Source organism: Faecalispora jeddahensis (genome assembly GCF_000577335.1).
Taxonomy (GTDB): domain Bacteria; phylum Bacillota; class Clostridia; order Oscillospirales; family Acutalibacteraceae; genus Faecalispora; species Faecalispora jeddahensis.
This window is the reverse complement of the sequence record NZ_CBYL010000013.1, coordinates 16,506-36,758: the sequence shown is the minus strand read 5'-3', so window position 1 is coordinate 36,758 and position 20,253 is coordinate 16,506. Positions and strand designations below refer to the sequence as shown.

General features: G+C 51.4%; 20 protein-coding genes and 1 other annotated feature. Of the genes, 4 read left to right on the top strand and 16 right to left on the bottom strand.

What is annotated here, in order from left to right:
- Positions 1 to 43: 43 nt before the first annotated feature.
- From TY09_RS06970 to TY09_RS06940, 7 genes are all read right to left on the bottom strand, one after another.
- A complete protein-coding gene (locus TY09_RS06970; RefSeq protein ID WP_042432409.1) occupies positions 44 to 628 on the bottom strand; it encodes a TetR/AcrR family transcriptional regulator in 585 nt (194 codons plus the stop codon).
- A 271-nt stretch (positions 629 to 899) separates the two neighbouring features.
- Entirely contained in the window at positions 900 to 1,427 is a 528-nt protein-coding gene (locus tag TY09_RS06965; RefSeq protein ID WP_042432406.1) for a CDP-alcohol phosphatidyltransferase family protein, read from the bottom strand.
- A gap of 6 nt (positions 1,428 to 1,433) precedes the next feature.
- Positions 1,434 to 1,922, bottom strand: coding sequence for a YbaK/EbsC family protein (locus TY09_RS06960; protein ID WP_009066733.1), 489 nt, complete (start codon positions 1,920 to 1,922; stop codon positions 1,434 to 1,436).
- Between the two features lie 26 nt (positions 1,923 to 1,948).
- The gene (locus TY09_RS06955; RefSeq protein WP_042432403.1) at positions 1,949 to 3,547 is read right to left on the bottom strand and encodes an ABC-F family ATP-binding cassette domain-containing protein; all 1,599 of its coding nucleotides are present in this window, start codon (positions 3,545 to 3,547) and stop codon (positions 1,949 to 1,951) included.
- Between the two features lie 286 nt (positions 3,548 to 3,833).
- Complete coding sequence (locus TY09_RS06950) at positions 3,834 to 4,268, bottom strand: metal-dependent transcriptional regulator (RefSeq protein ID WP_042432400.1); 435 nt, start codon at positions 4,266 to 4,268, stop codon at positions 3,834 to 3,836.
- A 63-nt stretch (positions 4,269 to 4,331) separates the two neighbouring features.
- Positions 4,332 to 4,598: a hypothetical protein gene (locus TY09_RS06945; protein WP_042432398.1), complete on the bottom strand. Its 267-nt coding sequence runs from the start codon at positions 4,596 to 4,598 to the stop codon at positions 4,332 to 4,334.
- 48 nt (positions 4,599 to 4,646) lie between these two features.
- Entirely contained in the window at positions 4,647 to 5,120 is a 474-nt protein-coding gene (locus TY09_RS06940) for a MarR family winged helix-turn-helix transcriptional regulator (RefSeq protein WP_035317383.1), read from the bottom strand.
- A 308-nt stretch (positions 5,121 to 5,428) separates the two neighbouring features.
- Positions 5,429 to 5,656 (top strand) — a binding site (T-box leader).
- Between the two features lie 170 nt (positions 5,657 to 5,826).
- Here TY09_RS06940 and pheS point away from each other — a divergent pair.
- The 3 genes from pheS to TY09_RS06925 all read left to right on the top strand — a co-directional run bounded on the left by pheS (position 5,827) and on the right by TY09_RS06925 (position 9,582).
- Complete coding sequence (gene pheS, locus TY09_RS06935) at positions 5,827 to 6,846, top strand: phenylalanine--tRNA ligase subunit alpha (RefSeq protein WP_009066587.1); 1,020 nt, start codon at positions 5,827 to 5,829, stop codon at positions 6,844 to 6,846.
- A gap of 14 nt (positions 6,847 to 6,860) precedes the next feature.
- Positions 6,861 to 9,239 carry a phenylalanine--tRNA ligase subunit beta gene (gene pheT / locus TY09_RS06930; protein WP_042432395.1) on the top strand — a complete coding sequence of 793 codons (2,379 nt, stop codon included), beginning with the start codon at positions 6,861 to 6,863 and terminating at the stop codon, positions 9,237 to 9,239.
- A 97-nt stretch (positions 9,240 to 9,336) separates the two neighbouring features.
- Positions 9,337 to 9,582, top strand: coding sequence for an IreB family regulatory phosphoprotein (locus TY09_RS06925; protein ID WP_042432393.1), 246 nt, complete (start codon positions 9,337 to 9,339; stop codon positions 9,580 to 9,582).
- Positions 9,583 to 9,632: 50 nt separating this feature from the next.
- On the opposite strand, the gene TY09_RS18925 is transcribed toward TY09_RS06925, so the two are convergent.
- The 4 genes from TY09_RS18925 to TY09_RS06910 form a co-directional block, all read right to left on the bottom strand.
- Positions 9,633 to 9,791, bottom strand: a complete 159-nt coding sequence (locus TY09_RS18925; protein WP_009066625.1) for a CPC_1213 family protein — start codon at positions 9,789 to 9,791, stop codon at positions 9,633 to 9,635.
- Between the two features lie 9 nt (positions 9,792 to 9,800).
- Complete coding sequence (locus TY09_RS06920) at positions 9,801 to 10,010, bottom strand: heavy-metal-associated domain-containing protein (RefSeq protein WP_009066735.1); 210 nt, start codon at positions 10,008 to 10,010, stop codon at positions 9,801 to 9,803.
- A 565-nt stretch (positions 10,011 to 10,575) separates the two neighbouring features.
- Complete coding sequence (locus TY09_RS06915) at positions 10,576 to 11,931, bottom strand: ammonium transporter (RefSeq protein WP_009066749.1); 1,356 nt, start codon at positions 11,929 to 11,931, stop codon at positions 10,576 to 10,578.
- 572 nt (positions 11,932 to 12,503) lie between these two features.
- On the bottom strand, positions 12,504 to 13,115 hold the full coding sequence (locus TY09_RS06910; RefSeq protein WP_042432391.1) for a TetR/AcrR family transcriptional regulator: 612 nt from the start codon (positions 13,113 to 13,115) through the stop codon (positions 12,504 to 12,506).
- Between the two features lie 180 nt (positions 13,116 to 13,295).
- Here TY09_RS06910 and TY09_RS06905 point away from each other — a divergent pair, with 180 nt between their 5' ends.
- On the top strand, positions 13,296 to 14,783 hold the full coding sequence (locus tag TY09_RS06905; RefSeq protein ID WP_042432388.1) for an MDR family MFS transporter: 1,488 nt from the start codon (positions 13,296 to 13,298) through the stop codon (positions 14,781 to 14,783).
- A gap of 24 nt (positions 14,784 to 14,807) precedes the next feature.
- Here TY09_RS06905 and TY09_RS06900 read toward each other — a convergent pair whose 3' ends face one another.
- The 5 genes from TY09_RS06900 to TY09_RS06880 all read right to left on the bottom strand — a co-directional run bounded on the left by TY09_RS06900 (position 14,808) and on the right by TY09_RS06880 (position 20,234).
- Positions 14,808 to 15,254: a pyridoxamine 5'-phosphate oxidase family protein gene (locus tag TY09_RS06900; RefSeq protein ID WP_042432385.1), complete on the bottom strand. Its 447-nt coding sequence runs from the start codon at positions 15,252 to 15,254 to the stop codon at positions 14,808 to 14,810.
- A gap of 54 nt (positions 15,255 to 15,308) precedes the next feature.
- A complete protein-coding gene (locus tag TY09_RS06895) occupies positions 15,309 to 15,665 on the bottom strand; it encodes a winged helix-turn-helix transcriptional regulator (protein ID WP_042432382.1) in 357 nt (118 codons plus the stop codon).
- A 123-nt stretch (positions 15,666 to 15,788) separates the two neighbouring features.
- Positions 15,789 to 17,066 carry a response regulator gene (locus tag TY09_RS06890; RefSeq protein ID WP_042432379.1) on the bottom strand — a complete coding sequence of 426 codons (1,278 nt, stop codon included), beginning with the start codon at positions 17,064 to 17,066 and terminating at the stop codon, positions 15,789 to 15,791.
- 6 nt (positions 17,067 to 17,072) lie between these two features.
- Positions 17,073 to 18,854: a sensor histidine kinase gene (locus TY09_RS06885; RefSeq protein ID WP_009066511.1), complete on the bottom strand. Its 1,782-nt coding sequence runs from the start codon at positions 18,852 to 18,854 to the stop codon at positions 17,073 to 17,075.
- 36 nt (positions 18,855 to 18,890) lie between these two features.
- Positions 18,891 to 20,234, bottom strand: coding sequence for an ABC transporter substrate-binding protein (locus TY09_RS06880; RefSeq protein ID WP_042432377.1), 1,344 nt, complete (start codon positions 20,232 to 20,234; stop codon positions 18,891 to 18,893).
- Between the last annotated feature and the right edge of the window lie 19 nt (positions 20,235 to 20,253).

Sequence of the window (20,253 nt, the reverse complement as noted above, 5' to 3'; positions counted from 1 at the left end):
AATTCAGATCACACCCCCAAACACAGGATTCTGAAGGAAGGATTTACGCATTCGTTCCTTGCTGCTTCGTGATTCCCAGCGCTGCAAATTTGACAAGCCACTGAACCGTTTGAAGGGCCCCGGCAGAAGAATGATCCTCTAAATTGGCATCTAAATAAGCCAGCGCGTCAAATACGGCCATCATTTCTTCATTGCTCATATCTTCGCGCAATTTATGGTCACAACGCCATTGGTCGAGCAATGCTTCTAAGAACCCCCGAACAGAGGTCGCGTAGTTCTGCGGATTGTTTTGATAATAGGCTTTTAATTCTTTTTCAATATTTCCTGCGCACCATTCGCATAAAATCAGGTTATTCTTCATTGCTTCCATATTCAGAGAAATGAATTTTTGCGCGATCTCCGCAGGCCAGACGCACAGATCCAAAGATTCTATGATATGATCTTTGACCTTTTTATTTTCTTCCATGTAAATTTCTATGAACAGGTCTTCCTTGGATGGATAATAATGATAAAAGGACCCCACGCTGATCCCGGCCAAACGAGTGATGTCTGCTACATTCACAGACTTAAACCCGTTTTTTGAAAAAAGCTCATAAGCGGCTGAGAAAATATCTTCTTTCTTTCCCAAAATACTCCTCCTCAGAATATGAATGAATATAAATTTTATTCATTCATATTCTATCAGGCTTTTTTGTTTTCGTCAAGCTGTTTGATCACTGTTTCTCTTCTTCCCCTCCCGATCCGTTCGCGACTTTTATCGCACTGCTCCTTGATGTGCCCTGTACAGGAATACAAAAGACAAGCAGCCGTAATTGAAACGAGAAAAGCGCCCATGAACCGCGGTTCATGGGCGCTTTTCTCGTTTATAATAGTATATCGAACGATGTTTCAGCCTAACTTCACCGAAAGAAAAGCCCTTTCACATCCTGGTTCAGCACTGGAGAGATCAGGCAGAGAATCAGCTCTTCTACGGCTGCAAGGGTGGCAAACAGGCAAACCGCCGCCCCGGCCGAAAGCCCCCAAAGGGGAAACCCGTAGGGCAGGCAGAACAGCAGCAGCCCCGCCGCCTTATTGGCATAGGTGTGCAGAAAAGCGGCCTGCTTGTGTCGGACATACCCGGCCGCGAGAGAAGAAAACTTGATGAGCGCGATGCCGGCAATCCACCAAAAGAGCCAGACCGGCAGGTTCATGGCCGGAACCAGCCGGAACAGCAGCACCGCGGCAAAAGTAAAGTCCGCCGCGCTGTCGAGCCGGGCGCCCGCCGGGCCGGCACAGCCGAGCCTTCGGGCAAGGTACCCGTCGAGCATATCACTGATCCCGCAGATGGTATACAGCACAAAGAACCATACGGAAAAAGGCCGCAGAAACAGCAGCGGAACGCACAGCACGATCCGCAGCAGAGTCAGCGCATTCGGCAGATACTTCATATGGAATTACCCCTCGGCAGACTGTTCCCTCCAGCCCTTGCAGACATCGACCCAGCCCTGAGCGCGGGAGCATTCCAGCAGCTCATCGCACGTGAGCTCAATGGCTGAATTCGAGGTTCCGCAGGCCGGGAACACCGTTTGAAAGCGGCGCAGGGATTCATCCAGATACACCTTCGCCCCTTCGGGATTGTCAAACGGGCAGATTCCCCCTACACGGTAGCCGGTCAGCTCTTCCGTCTCCTCCGGCACAAGCATTCTGGCTTTCATGCCAAAGTGACGCTTGAATGCAGAATTGTCGATCTTCCCATCGCCGGCGGCAACAATTAAAATGCAGCCGTTTTCATCCTTTAAAGAGATTGTCTTGGCGATTCTGGCGGGCTCCACTCCCAGCGCCTCGGCGGCAAGCTCCACTGTCGCGCTGGATACATCGAACTCCTGCACCTGGCCATCCTTTTCAAACTGCTTTAAATATTCCCGAACTCTTGTCGTACTCATATCGGTAACGCCTCCGTTTCAGCGCCTTAGGCGCGCTGCGCTTTCATTTCCAGATATTCTTCATACGTTGTCATGCGGTCAAGCACGCCGCCCTCGGGCAGAATCTCTATGATGCGGTTCGCGACCGTCTGCACGAACTGGTGGTCGTGAGAAGCAAACAGGATCACGCCCTTGAACTCGATCATGCCGTTGTTCACCGCCGTGATGGACTCCAGATCGAGGTGGTTGGTGGGCTGGTCGAGCAGCAGGACATTCGATCCGAACATCATCATGCGCGAAAGCATGCAGCGCACTTTCTCACCACCGGAGAGTACATTCACCGGCTTCAACACATCCTCGCCGGAGAAGAGCATCTTGCCCAAGAAACCGCGCAGGTAAGTTTCTGTGGTATCCTTTGAATACTGCTCGAGCCATCTGAGGATGCTCAGGTCGCAGTCATTAAAATACTCCGAGTTGTCCTGGGGAAAATACGACTGTGTGGTGCTCACGCCCCATTTGAATGTTCCCTCGTCCGGCGTGAGCTCTTCCGTCAGAATTTTGAACAGGGTGGTAACGGCCAGCTTGTTTTCCGCGAGGAACGCGATCTTGTCGCCCTTGTTGACGCGGAACGAAATATTGTCGAGCACCTTGACGCCGTCTATCGTTTTGCTCAGATTTTCCACCGTGAGGATTTCCTTGCCGGGCTCGCGGTCCATCGTAAAGCCCACATAGGGGTAACGGCGGGACGAAGCGGGCATTTCCTCCACGGTGATTTTATCCAGCAGCTTTTTACGCGAGGTAGCCTGCTTGGATTTCGATTTGTTCGCGGAAAAGCGCTGAATAAACGCCTGCAGCTCTTTGATCTTGTCCTCATTTTTGCGGTTCTGGTCGCGCATCACGCGCTGAATCAGCTGGCTGGACTCATACCAGAAATCGTAGTTGCCCACATACATGCGGATTTTGGTATAGTCGATGTCTACAATGTGGGTGCAGATATCATTCAGGAAATGACGGTCATGCGACACCACGATGACGGTGCCGATGTAATCCATCAGAAAATCCTCGAGCCAGTGGATGGAATCGACGTCCAGACCGTTCGTCGGCTCGTCCAGCAGAATAATATCGGGCTGGCCGAACAGAGCCTGCGCCAGCAGAATCTTTACCTTTTCCGTTTCGGAAAGCGCGCCCATCTGCGAATGCAGCAGGTCGACCGAAAGGCCCAAGCCCTGCAGAAGCTTGCCCGCCTCGGTCTCGGCGTCCCAGCCGTTCATTTCGGCGAACTCCGCTTCCAGCTCTGCCGCCAGATTGCCGTCTTCCTCCGAAAAATCCTCTTTTGCGTACAGGGCGTCCTTCTGCTTGGAAACCTCGTACAGGCGCGGATTGCCCTGCAAAATCGTATCAAACACCGTAAAGGCGTCAAACGCGTAGTGATCCTGCTTGAGCACCGACATGCGCAGCTTGGGGTCGATGATGACCTCGCCCTTGGTCGGTTCCAGCTCGCCGGACAGGATTTTCAAAAAGGTCGATTTTCCAGCGCCGTTCGCGCCGATCACGCCGTAGCAGTTGCCCGGGGTAAAGAGCAGGTTAACGCCTGAAAATAAATTCTGCCCGTTAAAGCCCAATCCCAATTCGGATACTGTTATCATGTGCTGTTTCCTCCGTTACTTCTAAGGGGCGGAATCCCCCGCCCGTTCTATACAAATACCGCTTTATTCTACCACAAACGGACATAAATTCAAAATTTTATTTCGATCTTCGTTACAGCCGCCGAAGCGGCATCGCTTTTCTGCCCCGGGCTTGTGCAAAACAGCGGACTTTCGTATCTCTTTCTCAATGACAGTCCGCACCACTTCATTGATTCATGAATCAGTTCCTCCTGAAAATACCTGCACTTTTCTTCAGTACCCAAATCGGACAATTTGAAACGGAGGATTACTTTTTCAATTCTTTATTGTTCGAGAAGGATCTTTCACACTTGTTTAAAACATTTTTCAAAGCAAAAGCAGTTTCATCGCTGATGAGATGCTCCATTTTACACGCATCTTCGCTTGCCGTTTGCTCATTCACATCGCAATAGTGAATCAATAGTTGTTTGATCAGCTGAAACTTTGCTGTAATGATTTGCCCTTGCTTTTGTCCTTTATCAGTGAGGCAGATTTCACCGTGCAAGGGCTTTACAACGAATCCCTCTTCCTGTAATGCAGTTACAGCACTATTCACACTGGGCTTTGAAACTCCCAAATAAACAGCAAGATCAATGGAACGGACGAACCGCGCCTTTTCCGACAACTGATAGATCGCTTTTAAATATTCCTCCTTGGAAGGGCTCATTTTCTTCCCCGGATGAGAACATGTATTTTTACCCACCACTGATCCCCCTTATGTGAATCGAAGATAAAATGCGTATCTGTGCGATACGCCCGGATAGATTCATTCGTTTTTCTTTTGAAAGAGTTTATCAGCTTCTTCTTTTTCCTGCTTATGATCAAAAGAACGAGCCTGCGGAAACATTGGGCAACCATACAGGTAAAGCGGAAAAGAAATGCACGAAATGAAAGAATTGTAAACGGCGCATACATTCTTTTCCTCCGCTTCAATCCCTTTCTCCCTGTGCCCCTGCTCACTCATTTCACTATTACCAGAAGCCATAGAGGACTTTGAAGATTTTTTCTTTTTGATGTTAGCACCTTCTAACATAACGATATTAAAAAATGCGTATAGCAGCTATACGCTCGCGCAAAAATTTTATTCATCAAAATTTTCATTGAAAAATTTCACCCTGTTTATCAGGGACGACAAAAAGTTTATTAGAAACGCCAATTCCTGTTCGGAAGCATTTTTTAGCTCATCTTCTACCATACTATTTAAAACAGCATGGTAATGCATATGGTTGTTATGTGCCTTTTTACCCTTTTCAGTCAGGTTCAATGAATACCTGGATAAATTAAGATCATCAATTTCCTTTATTACCAGAGCCTTTCTCTCCAGTTTTTTAAGGATTTCAGAAACAGCGCCTTTTGTTACTCCCAGTATATCTGCCAAACCGCCCACATGAATACCAGGATGCTCGGCGATGGCCATGATGACATGTATTTCAGAGTGAAAAATCGGCACATCTGTCCCGTAATAACGGGTCTTTTTATCCAGATCAACTAAGGCAAGCGCTAAATGCAGAGATTTGTACGCAATTTCATGTTTGTCGTTTATCATTTTATCCATGTCCATAGTATATGGTTGCCATACGCTTTTGTCAAGTATCGCAATGATATCTGTGAGAAAACAAAATTGCAGGATTGTCACAGGAGCCGGACAGTGAAATCACAAAGAAATTCATAGGAAGCAAGGCAGTGAATCGGTGTACCGGAAAATTGTTGAAAGGATTTTGGCCTCCAACCAGCGAAGCGCCAATTCTTATTTTTTCTGAATTGTCCAATCGCATTCTATTTTTGCGATCTTGTGCAAAACAGTGCAAAACAGCAGACTTTTGCCCCTTGAAAAAATATTCCGGGCGTGATATATTGAATATAAATAACGCGAAGAAAAAGGAAAGTACCCGTTTTTCCCCGGACAGAGAGAGCGTGCCATGGGCTGGAAGCATGCTTGCGGATAGATTTCGGAGAAGTTCCCTTTGGAGCGGCGCTGCTGAACCTATTGTAAGTAGGCGGCGACGGAAGGCACCGTTACAGGCCGCAAAAGTGTTTGAGGATTCAAAAATCAGGGTGGTACCGCGGAGGAGTTTTGCCTTCGTCCCTTTTTCATAAGGGGACGAAGGCTTTTTTATTTCCGCGTATTTGTTCTCAAGCGAAACACGCACGGCAAAGTACTGAAAGACCAGCGATTTTTTTCTTCTTTTGCGAAAAAGAAATCGAAGCACTTATTTCGTAATGCGGCACTCCCACAAAACACACCGAAAGGAAGAATATTCATGAAGCAGCAGCTGGAAGCCATCCGCGACAGTGCGGTAAAAGAGCTGGCCCAGGCAAAGGGACAGCAGGTTCTGGAAACGCTTCGGGTCAAATACCTGGGCAAAAAGGGCGAGCTGACCTCTATTTTGAAGCAGATGGGCGGCCTTTCCGCCGAAGAGCGTCCGGTGATTGGCCAACTGGCCAATCAGGTTCGCTCTCTGATTGAGGAGGAACTGACGAAACGCGCCTCCGAGCTGAAGGATCAGGTTGTGCAGGCACGTCTGGAGCAGGAAAAACTGGATGTGACTCTGCCCGGCAAGCATCACGAGCTGGGTGCGAAACACCCGCTCTCGATCGTACTGGACGAAATCAAAGAAATTTTCGTCGGCATGGGCTTTGAAATCGTAGACGGCCCCGAGGTAGAGTACGACTACTACAACTTTGAGGCGCTGAACATCCCCAAAAATCACCCCGCGCGCGACACGCAGGATACCTTCTATATCAACGACAATATCGTTCTGCGCACGCAGACCTCCCCCGTACAGGTGCGCGTGATGGAGAAAACACAGCCGCCGATCCGCATCATTTCGCCCGGCCGCGTGTACCGCTCCGACGCGGTGGACGCCACCCACTCCCCGCTGTTCCACCAGATCGAGGGACTTGTTGTGGATAAGGGCATCACCTTCGCAAACCTGAAGGATACGCTCGAAACCTTTGTCAAGCGCCTGTACGGCGAGGATTCCGTCGTGCGTTTCCGCCCGCATCACTTCCCGTTTACAGAACCGTCCGCCGAGGTGGATGTGCAGTGCTTTAACTGCCACGGCGAGGGCTGCCGCCTGTGCAAAGGCGAGGGCTGGATCGAAATTCTGGGCTGCGGCATGGTACACCCGAAGGTGCTCTCGAACTGCGGCATCGACCCAGAGGTGTACAGCGGCTTTGCGCTCGGCATGGGCCTGGAGCGCGTCGTCATGCGCCGCTACAACATTGACGATCTGCGTCTATTCTATGAGAACGACATCCGATTCTTGAAGCAGTTTTAGGAGGTGAGCACAGAATGAATCTTTCGATGAAATGGTTAAAGGAATTTGTTGCGCTGGACCCGATGCCCATGCGTGATTTCACGGAGGCAGTTACGATTTCCGGCTCGAAAGTAGAAGAATACCACACAGAGGGAACCGACATTGACAAGGTCGTCGTCGGCCGCGTACTGTCGATTACGCCGCACCCCGATTCGGATCACCTGCTGATCTGCTCGGTTGATGTCGGTGAAATCGAGCCGGTTCAGATCGTGACCGGTGCGCAGAACCTGAAGGAAAACGATCTGGTTCCTGCGGCGCTGCACGGCTCTACCCTGCCGAACGGCGTAAAAATCAAAAAAGGCAAGCTGCGCGGTGTAGAGAGCTTTGGCATGCTGTGCTCCCTGAGCGAGCTGGGCCTGACGCTGAACGACTTCCCCTATGCGATTGAAAACGGCATTTTCGTGCTGCAGGAGGACTGCAAGCCCGGCGACCCGATTCAGCAGGCGATTGGCCTTGACGACACGCAGGTGGAATTTGAGATCACCTCGAACCGCCCCGACTGCTTTTCTGTGATCGGTCTGGCGCGCGAAGTGGCTGCCACCTTCCAGAAGCCGCTGACTCTGCACACCCCGGTTGTAAAGGGCGGCCACGGCAGCGGAAAGGAGCTTTTGGACGTCGCGATCGAGGCGTCTGACCTTTGCTCTGCCTACTGTGCGCGCATTGTCAAAAATGTGCGGGTGAAGCCCTCTCCCCGCTGGATGCGGGAGCGCCTGCGCGTGATGGGCGTGCGCCCCATTAACAACATTGTAGACATCACCAACTATGTCATGCTCGAATATGGCCAGCCCATGCACGCCTTTGACCTGCGCTTTGTAGAGCAGGGAAACATCCGCGTGCGCCGCGCGAAGGCCGGAGAAAGCATCACGACACTGGACGGCGTGGAGCGCAAGCTGAATGAAAGCAACCTGGTGATTGCCGACGCAGCCAAGCCGGTCGCCGTGGCGGGCGTAATGGGCGGCGAATACAGCGGCATCATGGACGACACCACGACGATTGTGTTTGAATCCGCGTGCTTCGACGCCGTTTCTGTCCGCCTGACCGCAAAAGCGCTTGGCATGCGCACCGACGCTTCCTCCCGCTTTGAAAAGGGACTTGACCCCAACAACTGCCTGCCCGCGCTGGAACGCGCCTGCGAGCTCGTTGAGCTGCTCGATGCCGGCGACGTGCTGGACGATGTAATGATGGACGGCACAATCGAGGTTCAGCCGCGCCGCATTCCTCTTGAGGCAGACTGGATCAATCGCTTCCTCGGGTGCGAGCTTTCCGCAGCGCAGATGGAGGAAATCCTTGGCCGCATCGGCTGCCGTCTGGACGGCGACACCGTCGTTGTGCCGACGTTCCGCCCCGACCTGCAGCACAAAGCGGATATTGCCGAGGAAATCGCCCGTTTTTATGGGTATAATAACATTCCGAGCCAGAGCCTTCCCGGCGGAGCACAGGGCAAATTCAGCGCCCGCCAGAGATTTGATTCCGCAGTCAGCAGCGCAATGCTGGCGCTGGGCTTGAGCGAGATCACCACGTATTCCTTCATCAGCCCCAAGTATTACGATAAAATCCGCATGCCTGTGGATTCCCCTCTGCGCCGCTCTGTTGTGATCTCGAACCCGCTGGGCGAGGACACAAGCATGATGCGTACGGTGGCGCTGCCCTCCATGATGGAGATTCTGGCGAAAAACTACAACAACCGCAACGCGGCTGCCGCTCTGTTTGAACCCGCCAGAGAATACCTGCCCACCGAGCCCGACAAGCTGCCCGTAGAGCGCAAGGTGCTCATCGCCGGCCTGTACGGAAACGATGCGGACTTCTTCACCCTGAAGGGCATCGTCGAAGACCTGCTGGAACGCGTCGGCGTCACCGGGTGGGATATTGCCGCCGCGTCGGAGGAGTTCAGCTATCATCCCGGCCGCTGCGCGGTGCTCACGATCGATGGCGAACGCCTTGGCGTTCTGGGTGAGATTCATCCCCAGGTGCAGGAGAATTACGGCATCGGCGAGCGTGTTTACAGCTTTACGCTTGACCTTGACCTGATGTTCCGCTGCGCGCAGACCGAAAAGCACTATACGCCCCTGCCGAAGTTCCCGGCGGTCACCCGTGACCTGGCACTGATCTGCAGCGACGAGATTCCGGTGCGCGACCTGCAGAAGGCTATAGTGCGCGGCGCAGGCAAGCTGCTGGAAAGCGTCCGCCTGTTCGATGTGTATAAGGGCGAGCAGATCGAGGCCGGCAAAAAGAGCGTGGCGTTCAGCCTGGTTCTTCGTTCCGGCGAAGGCACGCTCAACGAAGAGGCCACCAGCTCTGTGATGAAAAAGGTGTTCCAGGAGCTGGAGAAAATCGGCGCACTGCTGCGCTCCTGATTTTCAGGACAAATCAAATCCGTTTCGATTTTTGTCACGAAATCCCCTTGTTTTCCACCGTGAAATATTGTATGATTATCATACTGGAGGTGTATCCATGTTCGATAAAACGATGACTTTTTCCTTTCCCGGCGACCGTGAAGAGGATATTAAAATTATCCTGACCACTGTCTACGATGCTTTGAAAGAAAAAGGATATAACCCGATCAATCAGATTGTAGGGTACATCCTCTCTGAGGATCCTACGTATATCACGGCGCATAACAACGCCCGCAGCCTGATTCGCCGCATTGACCGTGACGAATTATTGCAGGTGCTGCTGAAATCCTATTTAGGGGAATAAATATCGATATGTAAAAAACCGGTGAACCAAGATATGGTTCACCGGTTTTTTTAGATCGATAAATGCCTGTTATCCGTTTGCTCCGGCTCTCTCAGGCCGAAAACCGCCCTTGCGCTTTCCGCACTGGGATCATGCTTCACATTTTTGGAACGGAATTTTCCATCTTGTTTTTTTCCGTTCTTTGTACTTTTCTTTTTATTATCAGCCATAATAATCTCCTATTCGTATTCAATCCGGAAGCCCGTGTTTTCAATGCAGTTTTTCAGCTCCATTTCCGTTGCGGGCTCATTGTATTTGACTTGTATGCTGCCTGTAACGAGGTTGACCCCAACCTGATTGACCCCCTTGATCTTGTTGAGCGCGTTTTTGATCTGGGTTTTGCCTTCCTTATTCTGAAGACCTGACACACTGCAAAGCATGGTGTTCATCTCATGTCCTCCTTCGTTTTTTCAAATCCGGCGTCATGCGGTCCTATTTTTTTGCCATTGATGATCCCAACGTCTGAATTTTCCCGGGGCTTCATTTTTCTGAGCTCCGGATTGCTTTTCGGTCTGTCCTTCATTCTGTTCTTATTATTATCCATAATTTGCCTTTCCCTTTTCATTTTCAACCCGCCGATTGGCCCAATTCTATTATTTCCTGCCGCATGGTCTGAAACACAGCGTTTTTCGAGGCAATTATTTGCATGGCAATCGCAATGTAAAATCTTAGTCTGAATAAGCATCATGATTTTTCAAAAGATTTCAGCGGATGATTCCATGAGCCGCACAGAAAAAAGCGGACTGGGACTTTGTTCCAAAATATCAAAATTTTGAAAATAAAAAACATATCGAAAGATCACTTGTGCCGGCGCACAGAAAAAGCCCGCGGCTATGGGGAGGCCGCGGGCTTTTCCCCGCCTTTCGGCGGAAGAGGAGTAGTTTCTATAAAAAGGTCTTATAAGCAATTGTTAGATGGACTTGCACACACTGTATACATCCTTAAAGCGATTGGTCAGCCGGGGAGTTCGGCACTTTTCGCTTTTACCGCATGAGATGCTTTTTCAGAGTAAACCTCCTCGGTTCCGGTGAAAGCAAAGCCTGCATTCGCAGAATCCACCCCGTCAAAGGCCGGGTAGGCAGGCTCCCCATGCTCGGAAATATCCAGGCCGAGCGCTTCCTCTTCGGGGGTGACACGGATTCTTCTCAAGACCAGCTGAGTAACACCCAAAGCAATTCCCGTGCCGACCAGAGAAATCACCAGCGTAATGCCGATCGCGATCAGCTGGCGCACAAACAGCTCGCTCTGACCAAAGAACAAACCGTTCCACTGTACCACATCTGCGCTGGGATCGGGGTTGAAGCCCTTTACCGCGAAGATGCCGGTTGCAATTGCGCCCCAGACTCCGCCGATGCCGTGACATCCGAACGCATCCAGAGAATCATCATAGCCGAACTTGGGTTTGACAACGGTAATGAAGAAATAGCAGATGGGGCTGACCAAAGCACCGATCACCAGAGAAGCCCAGATCGGTACAAAGCCCGCGCCGGGAGTAATGGCAACCAGACCGACGACGATTCCGGTGGAAACGCCCGCAAGCGTTGTCTTCCCTGTGCGGAGTTTCTCGATCAGCATCCAGGAGAGCATTGCTGCCGCACAGGCGGTGTTGGTGGTCATGAACGCGTGTACTGCCAGAGTATTGGCCGCGCCCGCGCTGCCTGCGTTAAAGCCGAACCAGCCGAACCACAGAAGCGCCGCGCCGAGAAATACCAAGGGCATATTGTGCGGGCGAGCCGCCTCTTTTTCGGTCTTTTTGCGGGCGCCCAGCCAGATAGCGGCCATGAGAGCGCTGACGCCGGAGCTGATGTGAACCACTGTGCCGCCCGCAAAGTCGATCGCGCCCAGCTCCATCAGGTAACCGCCGCCCCACACCATGTGCGCCAACGGATAATAGACCAGAACCGACCACAGGGCGATGAAAACAAACAGAGCGGAAAAGCGCATTCTGCCGATCAGCGCGCCGGTGATCAAAGCGGGAGTGATGATGGCAAACATCATCTGAAATACTGCAAAACACACGGTTGTCGGCGCATAAGCGGCAGCCGCCGAATCCTCTGTAAAATTCATGCCGAACCAGCTGAAATCACCGATGATTCCCCCGGCTCCGCCGCTGAAGGACAGGGAAAATCCGAACAGAACCCAAAGAATAGAAGCAAGGCCCATGATAAAAGCGGACGACATAACGGTATTGACTGTGTTTTTTCGACCGGCCATTCCCCCGTAAAACAGGGCAAGACCGGGGGTCATAATTAAAACAAGAGCGGAAGAGGTCAGCATCCAAGAGATGTCCCCTGAGTTGACAGCATTCATTCGTTTTCCTCCTCAATATGATTGGACTGTGTTGTAGGCGTGCCGCTCCAAACCTGCGAAGATTCCATTTTGAATCCTCCGATTTGAAAGTGCACCGAACTATATCACAGCAATTCTATTTTGGATGATCGCCGGCCAACCACCTAAGAAAGGCCTCATTCGCGGTGCTGGGTGCACCGTGAATGAGGCCTCATTGCCGAATCACTGATTGAATTAAAAAAATCATACCATACATATTTACCAAAATCAATCCGAAATATTTTACTATCCTTTTTTCACGAAACGCTTAAAATTTGTTCAGAATAGAAATCTTTCTGCCTGTTTTGGCACAGAAAAATCATTCCCTCTCAAAATCAGCCGAACTTTGGCGGCAAACCGAACAAGCCGTACCCAAATGCGCAGGGCCTATGAGGAAGTGACCCGAAGGCATAAAACGAGATTGACCATCAACGGGCGGAACTCTATCACACAAAAACGGATGCCGCGACCGCGCACCCGTCTTTCTTGTCACGATGAAATTTCAAGCAAACTCACCCGAAAGGAGCTGACCACATCAGCCCCCGATTAGTACCTTATTGCTGTTGTGACGCATGGATCAGCGGCATAAAAATATCGTCCACGATCTCCGTTATTGCTGTGTCGGAAACGGGCTCCTGCTTTGTGATCAGCTCACACTGCAGCAGGTCCAGCGGCAATGTGATGACCCGGGGCGACAGCTTTTCAAGGCTGATTTCTCCGCGGAGTTCCGCGTTTTTCATAATTGTCATCATCGCCGCCGTCAGCTTGTTTTCCGATCTTTTCTGGAAAATTTGCGGCATAAAGGAGGCTATGGTACGCCAAACCCGTGGGTCCATCATAAGCCCCCGGATCGCCTGCACGTTGATTGTTCTCATCGGTTCCACACGCGCATGAAGAAAGGCATATACATCGCCGCGCAGACTGCCCGTATTGGGAACCTCATTCGTAATTTTTGGCAAATGCTTGCGCAGGGCGGCCATCACGAGCTCCGACTTGTTGTCCCATCGGCGGTAAAGAACGGCCTTATTGGTCCCCGCCCTCGTCGCGACGCTTTCCATTGTCAGATGCACATAGTCTTTTTCCGCGAGTTCTTCCCACGCGGCACGCAGGATCGCCTCTTCCAGAACTTCGCCGCGGCGGCGCGTCTCTTTCTTTCGTTCTTCCATCTTTTATCTCCCTCCGAGCCCCGACAATCAATGTATCTTTGTTGTAGGAACATCCATAAGAAACTAAAAAGTTTCTTATTTCTATATGGAGAATTCCCATTGAATTCGATTTGAATTTATCATATCATATTCATATAAGAAACGCAATTGTTTCCTAGTTGAAGGAAAAGGAGATTTCTCATGAACACAACAAATGTGAAGCCGGCAAAAGAAAAACTCGACCCAGTGGTGCTTCGGGTTGCAATTATTCTTGTTGTCGGCGCTCTTGCGCCGCTGTTTGATTCAACGATGGTCAATGTAGCCCTGCATACCATTGCAGCCGATATGAAGACAGCCCTTTCCACGGTACAGTGGATCACGACGGGATACGTTCTGGCGATGGGGCTGGCCGTTCCGATTTCCGGATGGGCCACCGAACGATTTGGCGGCAAACGATCCTACCTCTTCTCGCTGGCGCTTTTTTTAGTCGGCTCCGTGTGCTCTATGCTGTCTTGGAACATAGAAAGCATGATCGGTTTCCGGGTCATTCAGGGGCTCGGCGCCGGGCTGATGATGCCGACCCTGCAAACGGAGCTCGTACAGGTTTCCGGGGGACGCAATCTTGGGCGGATCATGGCGATTGTCAGCATACCCGCTCTTCTGGGGCCGATCCTTGGCCCGGTGCTGGGGGGAATCATTGTCAGCAGCCTGAGCTGGCGCGCCATCTTCTGGATCAATATTCCGATCTGCATCGTAGCGATTGTGTTGGCCTGGTGGGGAATCCCGGCCGATAAGCTCTCAGAAAAGAAAGCATCCCTCGATGTATTCGGTATGCTTTTGCTCTGCCCCGCGTTTGCCCTTTTGATCTACGGCATTGCTCAGGTCGCCAAGCATGGAGGTTTCGGCAGCAGCGCCGTCTATGTTCCGCTGATGCTCGGCGTGGTTTTGATGGCATCGTATATCATCTATGCTCTGAATACGAAACGGGAACCGGCCCTGAATGTGCGGCTGTTCCAATCCGTGAATTTTACGGCTTCCAATATCCTGCTGATTTTCAGCGGAATCATCACAAATGGGGCCATGTTGATGCTGCCGCTCTATTACCAGGAGGTGCGCGGAGCAAGCGCCCTGTCCGCCGGATTGTGGCTGCTGCCGCAGGGAATCGGGATGCTGCTCACCAGAAGCTGGGCCGGAAAAGCGGCCGACCGCGACGGCTCTCGTAATATTGTGCTTTTCAGCCTCGCCGCTGTCGCAATCGGAACGCTGCCGTTTGCCTTTGCCGGTACGGATACGAATTTGATTCTTCTGGCTGCTGCTCTGTTGATCAGGGGGGCCGGGCTTGGCGGTTTGTTTATTGCAATTATGATGTCCGCTTATATTGGGCTCCCCAAAGAACAGGTTCCCCACGCAAGCATCTCTACAAGGATTTTTCAGACCATCGGCGGGGCTTTCGGGTCGGCCATTCTCGCGACCGTCGCCCAGCCGCAGACGACGGGCCGCGCCGGCTCCGATCTTCAGGCGGTTGCCGGGGCGTTCAACGTCTCTTTCTGGTGGGCAATCGGTTTTACCGTGGCCGCAGTGATTCCCGCACTGTTTTTGGCAATGAATCAAAAATCGGGGACAGATTTGGAACCGGAACTCGAACTGGAACCGGAACCGCAATCGGAACCCCAATCGTGCCATGAATGAAGCGTATTCAGTATCTTGTGACTCTTATTCAATTGAGAAACTGTCAGACTTAAAATTCGCATAATATCGACCTGCACTTGCCGTGAATTTCAAGACGCAATAGTCCGGGTCTGTAACACCTTTAGAGTAATACTGCGTGTCGTCTTCCTGCCAAATCACTTCTTTACTTGCGGCGTCCTCCAGCACTTCAACTGTGCCGATCAGCATTACCCCTCGGAAAAACCTTTTATCGCAGAAATAGATGCACGCTTTTGGATTAGAGCGATACTGAGACACCCTCATCGAAGAAGTGTTTGTTGTAAAGTAAAAGGTTTGGATTCCCTCTCTTTTTCTCGGGGGAAGCATGGCCTTTGTATTCGGGAATCCATTTTCATCCACTGAACTAATAAAAGAAACGCTCTGTTTGTCAATCAGATTTCCTATTGTTTTCTCCGCATCTCTTAACACTTTATCGCCTCCTGCTGCAAGCATAGCATGATGCAACGACGAAGTAAATGACCCACTTTTTTGTGGGTATCCTTTTCATCAAATAAACCCCTGTTCTTTGAGAACGTCAAACATACCGTTCTCTTTCATCAGGTCGATCCCGATCGACTGCATGATGACGATCGCTTCTAACAATTTGTGCCCACGTTCCGTCAATGAATATTCTACTTTTAGAGGATAGCCCTCGAAAGATTCTTTTTCAATCACTCCAAAATCCAGCAGCTCTTTTAGCTGCTCCAACAGCATTTTCTGATTGACCCCCTTGATATCGCGCTCAAGCTGCGATAATGACATTTTGCCCTTCCCCAGCTGCCACAGAATCATGGGCTTCCATTTTCCTTTGGTTATGTCATGGGTCAATTCCAAAGGGCAAGTATATTCCTCTCGTAACTTCACAAGACCACCTCAATCAATAAAAACGAATCATTTTGACTTCTGGATCATTTTAACATACCCTTCTATTGACTGTCTATCTCGTGGTTTTGGGATTCCGAAGTTGCTTCCCTATTACCCCGCCCATCAGGCACGGCTTATTTTGCGGTATTCCCCCGGGGCAGAGCCGGTGATTCGTTTAAAAACCACGCTGAAATACTGCGGGTTGCTGTACCCCACCTTTTCGGATATTTCGTACGTTTTCAGGTCTGTTTCCGCCAGCAGGCTCATCGCCTTTTTCACGCGAAGCTCCATCAGGTAATCACTGAGATTGACCCCCTGGTACTTTTTGAACAGAGTGCTGATATAGCTCGGCGTCAGATGGACCTCCTCGGCGATCCGGTTCAGCGAAAGGTCCTCCTGATGATAATTGGAATCCATAAACGACAACACCTGCCGCAGAACAGCGGCATGCGAAACGCTGCTGTTTCTCAGCTCCTCGAACCGGATGAGATTCTTCCCCTCCTGCAGGCGGGATTCCAGCATGCTTTTCATTTCCAGGGCCTGCGTCGCTTCCGTATAGGATTTTAAAATATTAGGATACCCCTTGTACAGCGAACCGGCCCCGGCGGACAGCGTTACGCTCTGGGTTTCTCTCACCAGAGAAAACGCCTGCTCGAGCTGAACGAAGAATGCCTCCTGCTCGCTTTCAGACAGCCGCTCCGCAAAGTTGACGACCAGATTGAGGTAAATATCGCCCACAAAATAATATACCTGCACATTCGGCAGACTCAGGCGGCTTTGCAGCAGTTCCCCGATCTTTTCGCAAAGCTGCTTTTTCTGCCACAGCAGAATCTCCGCCTCCCGTTCACTTCGTTTGCCGACATCGATACAAACGACGCAAAAAATGGAGCTGATAAAACGGATATTCAGGCGCTTTGCGCGCTCCCCCAGTTCGTCGTCATTTTGAAAATTGACCACCAGATCGTAAAAGAATTTATTCTCCAGCAGCTTTCGTCCGCGCTTTACAATCTCGACGTTATCCTTCTGGTCGTCGGATTCCTTGGCGGCTTTCAGCACAGCGCCCAAAACCTCAGAGTTATGATCGTATTTCATCACGTACTGGCAGACCTTATAGTTCAGCGCCATCTGCGCGTATTTAAAATCGCCGTACGCCGTCAGCAGAACGACCTTGATGTGCGGGTACAGCCGGTACACCGCCTCCATCAGCTCTATGCCGTCCATAAAGGGCATTTTGATATCGGTGAGGATGATATCCGGCAGGCTGCTCGGGATCATCTCGAGGCATTCCCTCCCGTTGCTGGCGGTTCCCACCACTTCGATGCCGTTTTCCTCCCAGTTGATATTCTGCTTCATCCCGGCCCGGATGATCTGGTCGTCATCAACAATCAACAGCTTATGCACGAAAACTCATTCCCCCTCCCCCGAGCCGGCAAGCGGAATCACAATGCTCGCCTGGGTATAAACTCCCTGAACACTTTCGAATACAATTCCGGACTGCTCCCCAAAGTATAGCCTTAAACGGGTATTGACATTCCGCAGGCCAAAATATTTGGTATGATTTACTTCGGGCGGCAGCTTCAGCGTGCCGCGCAGGTCTTCGAGCTTTTCGCTGTCCATGCCCACACCGTCGTCGTACACGGTCAGAATCACACGGTCCTCCTGCTTCTCCCCACTGACCAGAATCATCCCGATGCCGTCTTTTGTTTTGATCCCGTGGTAAATGGCGTTCTCCACGAGCGGCTGCAGGCTCAGCTTGAGAATCTGGATGGACAAAAGCTCTTCCTTGACATCAATGACATATTCAAAGTCGTCGCCGTAGCGCATTTTCTGAATTTCCAGATAGCTTGCCACATGCTCCAGCTCTTCTCTGACCGTGACGATCTCTTTGCCGCCGCTGATGCCCAGCCGGTAAAAACGGGCCAGCTCTACGCACATATCGCTTGCCATATGATTGTTTCTCATATTGACCAGCTGGCGGATGGAGCCGATGGTATTGTACAGAAAATGCGGCTTGATCTGCTCCTGGAGCGCCAGCAGCTGCATTTTGGTTTTCTGCTCCTGCTCACGGCGCACCTGCGCCAGAAGCTCTGTGACGGCGATTTTCAAATAAGAGAGACCGTGTGCCAGAACACCGATCTCGTTGCCGGCATCCACCTGAAAGCTGACGTTCATATCCCCATTATCAAACTTGATCACCTGATCGGAAAGGTACTCGATCGGTTTGGAAATGCTCTTGGCCAGCAGGTTCGAAAGAAAGATGACGAGCAGCGTCAGCGCCAGCATCAGCACCAGCAATATGTATTTGAATTCCCCCGCGCTGCTCAGCAGGTCGCTTTCCGGCATGACGGCCGCGACGATCCAGCCGTTGGCCTCGATGCTCTGGTAAGTGACGATCATTCGCTGATTTGTCACGCTGCGCAGCACGGTGCTGCCGCTGGAGCCGAAATGCTCTTTAAGCTTCTCCACGGCGGAAAGCGTCAGGCAATACCGGTTCTGCATTGCGGCGGACTGCAGCGTACCGTCCCTGCTGATCAGCATCATGTATCCGTTTTCAGACACATGGACGTTATCGAGAATCCCGGAAAAATAGCTGCTGTTTAAATTAAAGAGGATGATCCCGCTGGAGGCGGACTGCGGCGAACCGATGATCCGAAACACGGAAATCACCTTATGCGGCGTCGTTGTCTGGAACACGTCGTCCCGGTGGTCATTCAGCCAGTACACCCCGTGCGGCGAGGTGTTGTATTTTTTCATCCACTGGGTCAGCGAAAGACCGATGTGCTTTGGCACATCGCTGACAAAATATTTGACCTCGATCCCGCGGTTGTTACAGAAATACAGCGAATCGATCATCTGGTCATAATTGCGGTAAATCTCTTCCATGCTGCTGTAGCAGGTCATCAGACTGCTGAAGTCCTCTTCTGAAGAGCTCTCGCTGAGCAAAAGAGTGTTGACCGCCGGACTGCCCGACAGATTGATCATCTGCGTAAAGGCGGTCATCATTTTGTCGTTGAGCAGAATCGAGATCTGGCTCACCATGCTCTGCGTGAGAAAAGAGGCATTCTTTTTGATATTGTTCGTTTCAAAGAAATACGCGAATAATCCGATGATCAGCACCGCGGCAATCACCACCGGAAGAAAAAGGAGCATGATCTGCTTTTTGATCGGCTTTTGAAATACTTTTTTCAAGACCCCGCGCTCCTTCACGAAAATCGGAAAGCGTTGTTATCCCTGTGTACTGTCAAACTGCTTTTTGGCGGCCTCCAGCAGTTTGGCCCATTGATCGAGCAGGTCTTTCGCCGACATGCTGCCCGCCATCACCTTTTGAATCATCGGTTCCACCTCTGACTGAATCTCGGTATACTGCGGCAGATAGACCGGCACCTGAATCTGCACAGAGCCGTCTTTGCCCGATACCATCTGCTCAGCCAGCCGCAGGTACGGGTGATTATCGTCGAGATAATCGGGGCTTGACGCCGCGCCGGCCACCACCGGAACCTCCCCCTGTGTTTTGCAGCGCGGAATCTGCACCGCGGCGCTGCAGTAGACCGTCATGGCCTGAAAGGCAGCCTCTTTGACATCGGATTTGGAATTCATGCTGACAGAGCGCATCATTACAAACCGCATCTGGGCGCTGCCGTCGGCTGTACGGGGCAGCTCCGCCGCCTGATACCGCGACTGATCCCCGTAAAAGGCGGTGGCGATCGATGTGCCTGAACCGAAATTATGAAAGATGATGCCCGCTTTGCCCGCCTGAAAGGAAGCCGTCAGCTGCGTCCAGCCCTTGACCAGATCATCCTGCGCGGAATAGCGGTTATAAAGGCCCAGGTACCGCTCGACAAACTCCACATGCTTGGATGAGTTGATGGTACACCTGCCGTTTTTGTCAAAATAATCGGTAAGCCCCGAGTAAGCGTACATCAGGGCTTCGAGCGTATTGCTGCTGCCCGGGCCGCCGCGCAGCGCAATGCCATATTGATCGTTTTCGCGGTTGGTCAGCTTCTGCACTGCAGTAAAAAAGTCGTCCCATGTCTGCGGAACGCCCATCCCCGCCGACTGCAGAAGATCGGTGCGAACCCACATGCCCCACGGCTGCATCGAAAACGGAAGCGTATACAGGCGCTGCTGCTTTGGGTCATAGGCGCGCGCCTGAAGAATGGCGTCGGCACTCAGCGACTCCTTTTCGCTCCACTGATCATAAAAAGCATCGAGCGGTTCATAAAAACCGCTCTTTATGTATTTGGAATCATAAAAATCCGTAAAATCCGGCGCGGTATCCGACGCGATCGCAACATCAAGCTTTTGCATAAAGGTCGGGATATCCCCCGGAATGCCCAGGTAATCCAGGGTGATTTCGGGATGCCGCTCCTTTAAAATCTGCTGAAAGCGGACGAAATCCTGCTCGCGTTCCGGAGTGGTGCAGTAGGTCCAGAATTTTACGGTCGTTTCAGGGAGACTGCTCACCGCACTCTCGTCCGGCGGCGCGGCAGTATGGTCAGCGCAACCTACAGGCAGCAGCAAAACTGCCGTAAGAAGCAACCCCGCCGCTTTTCGTGCCGTTTTTTTCACGACGACATCCCCCTGATTC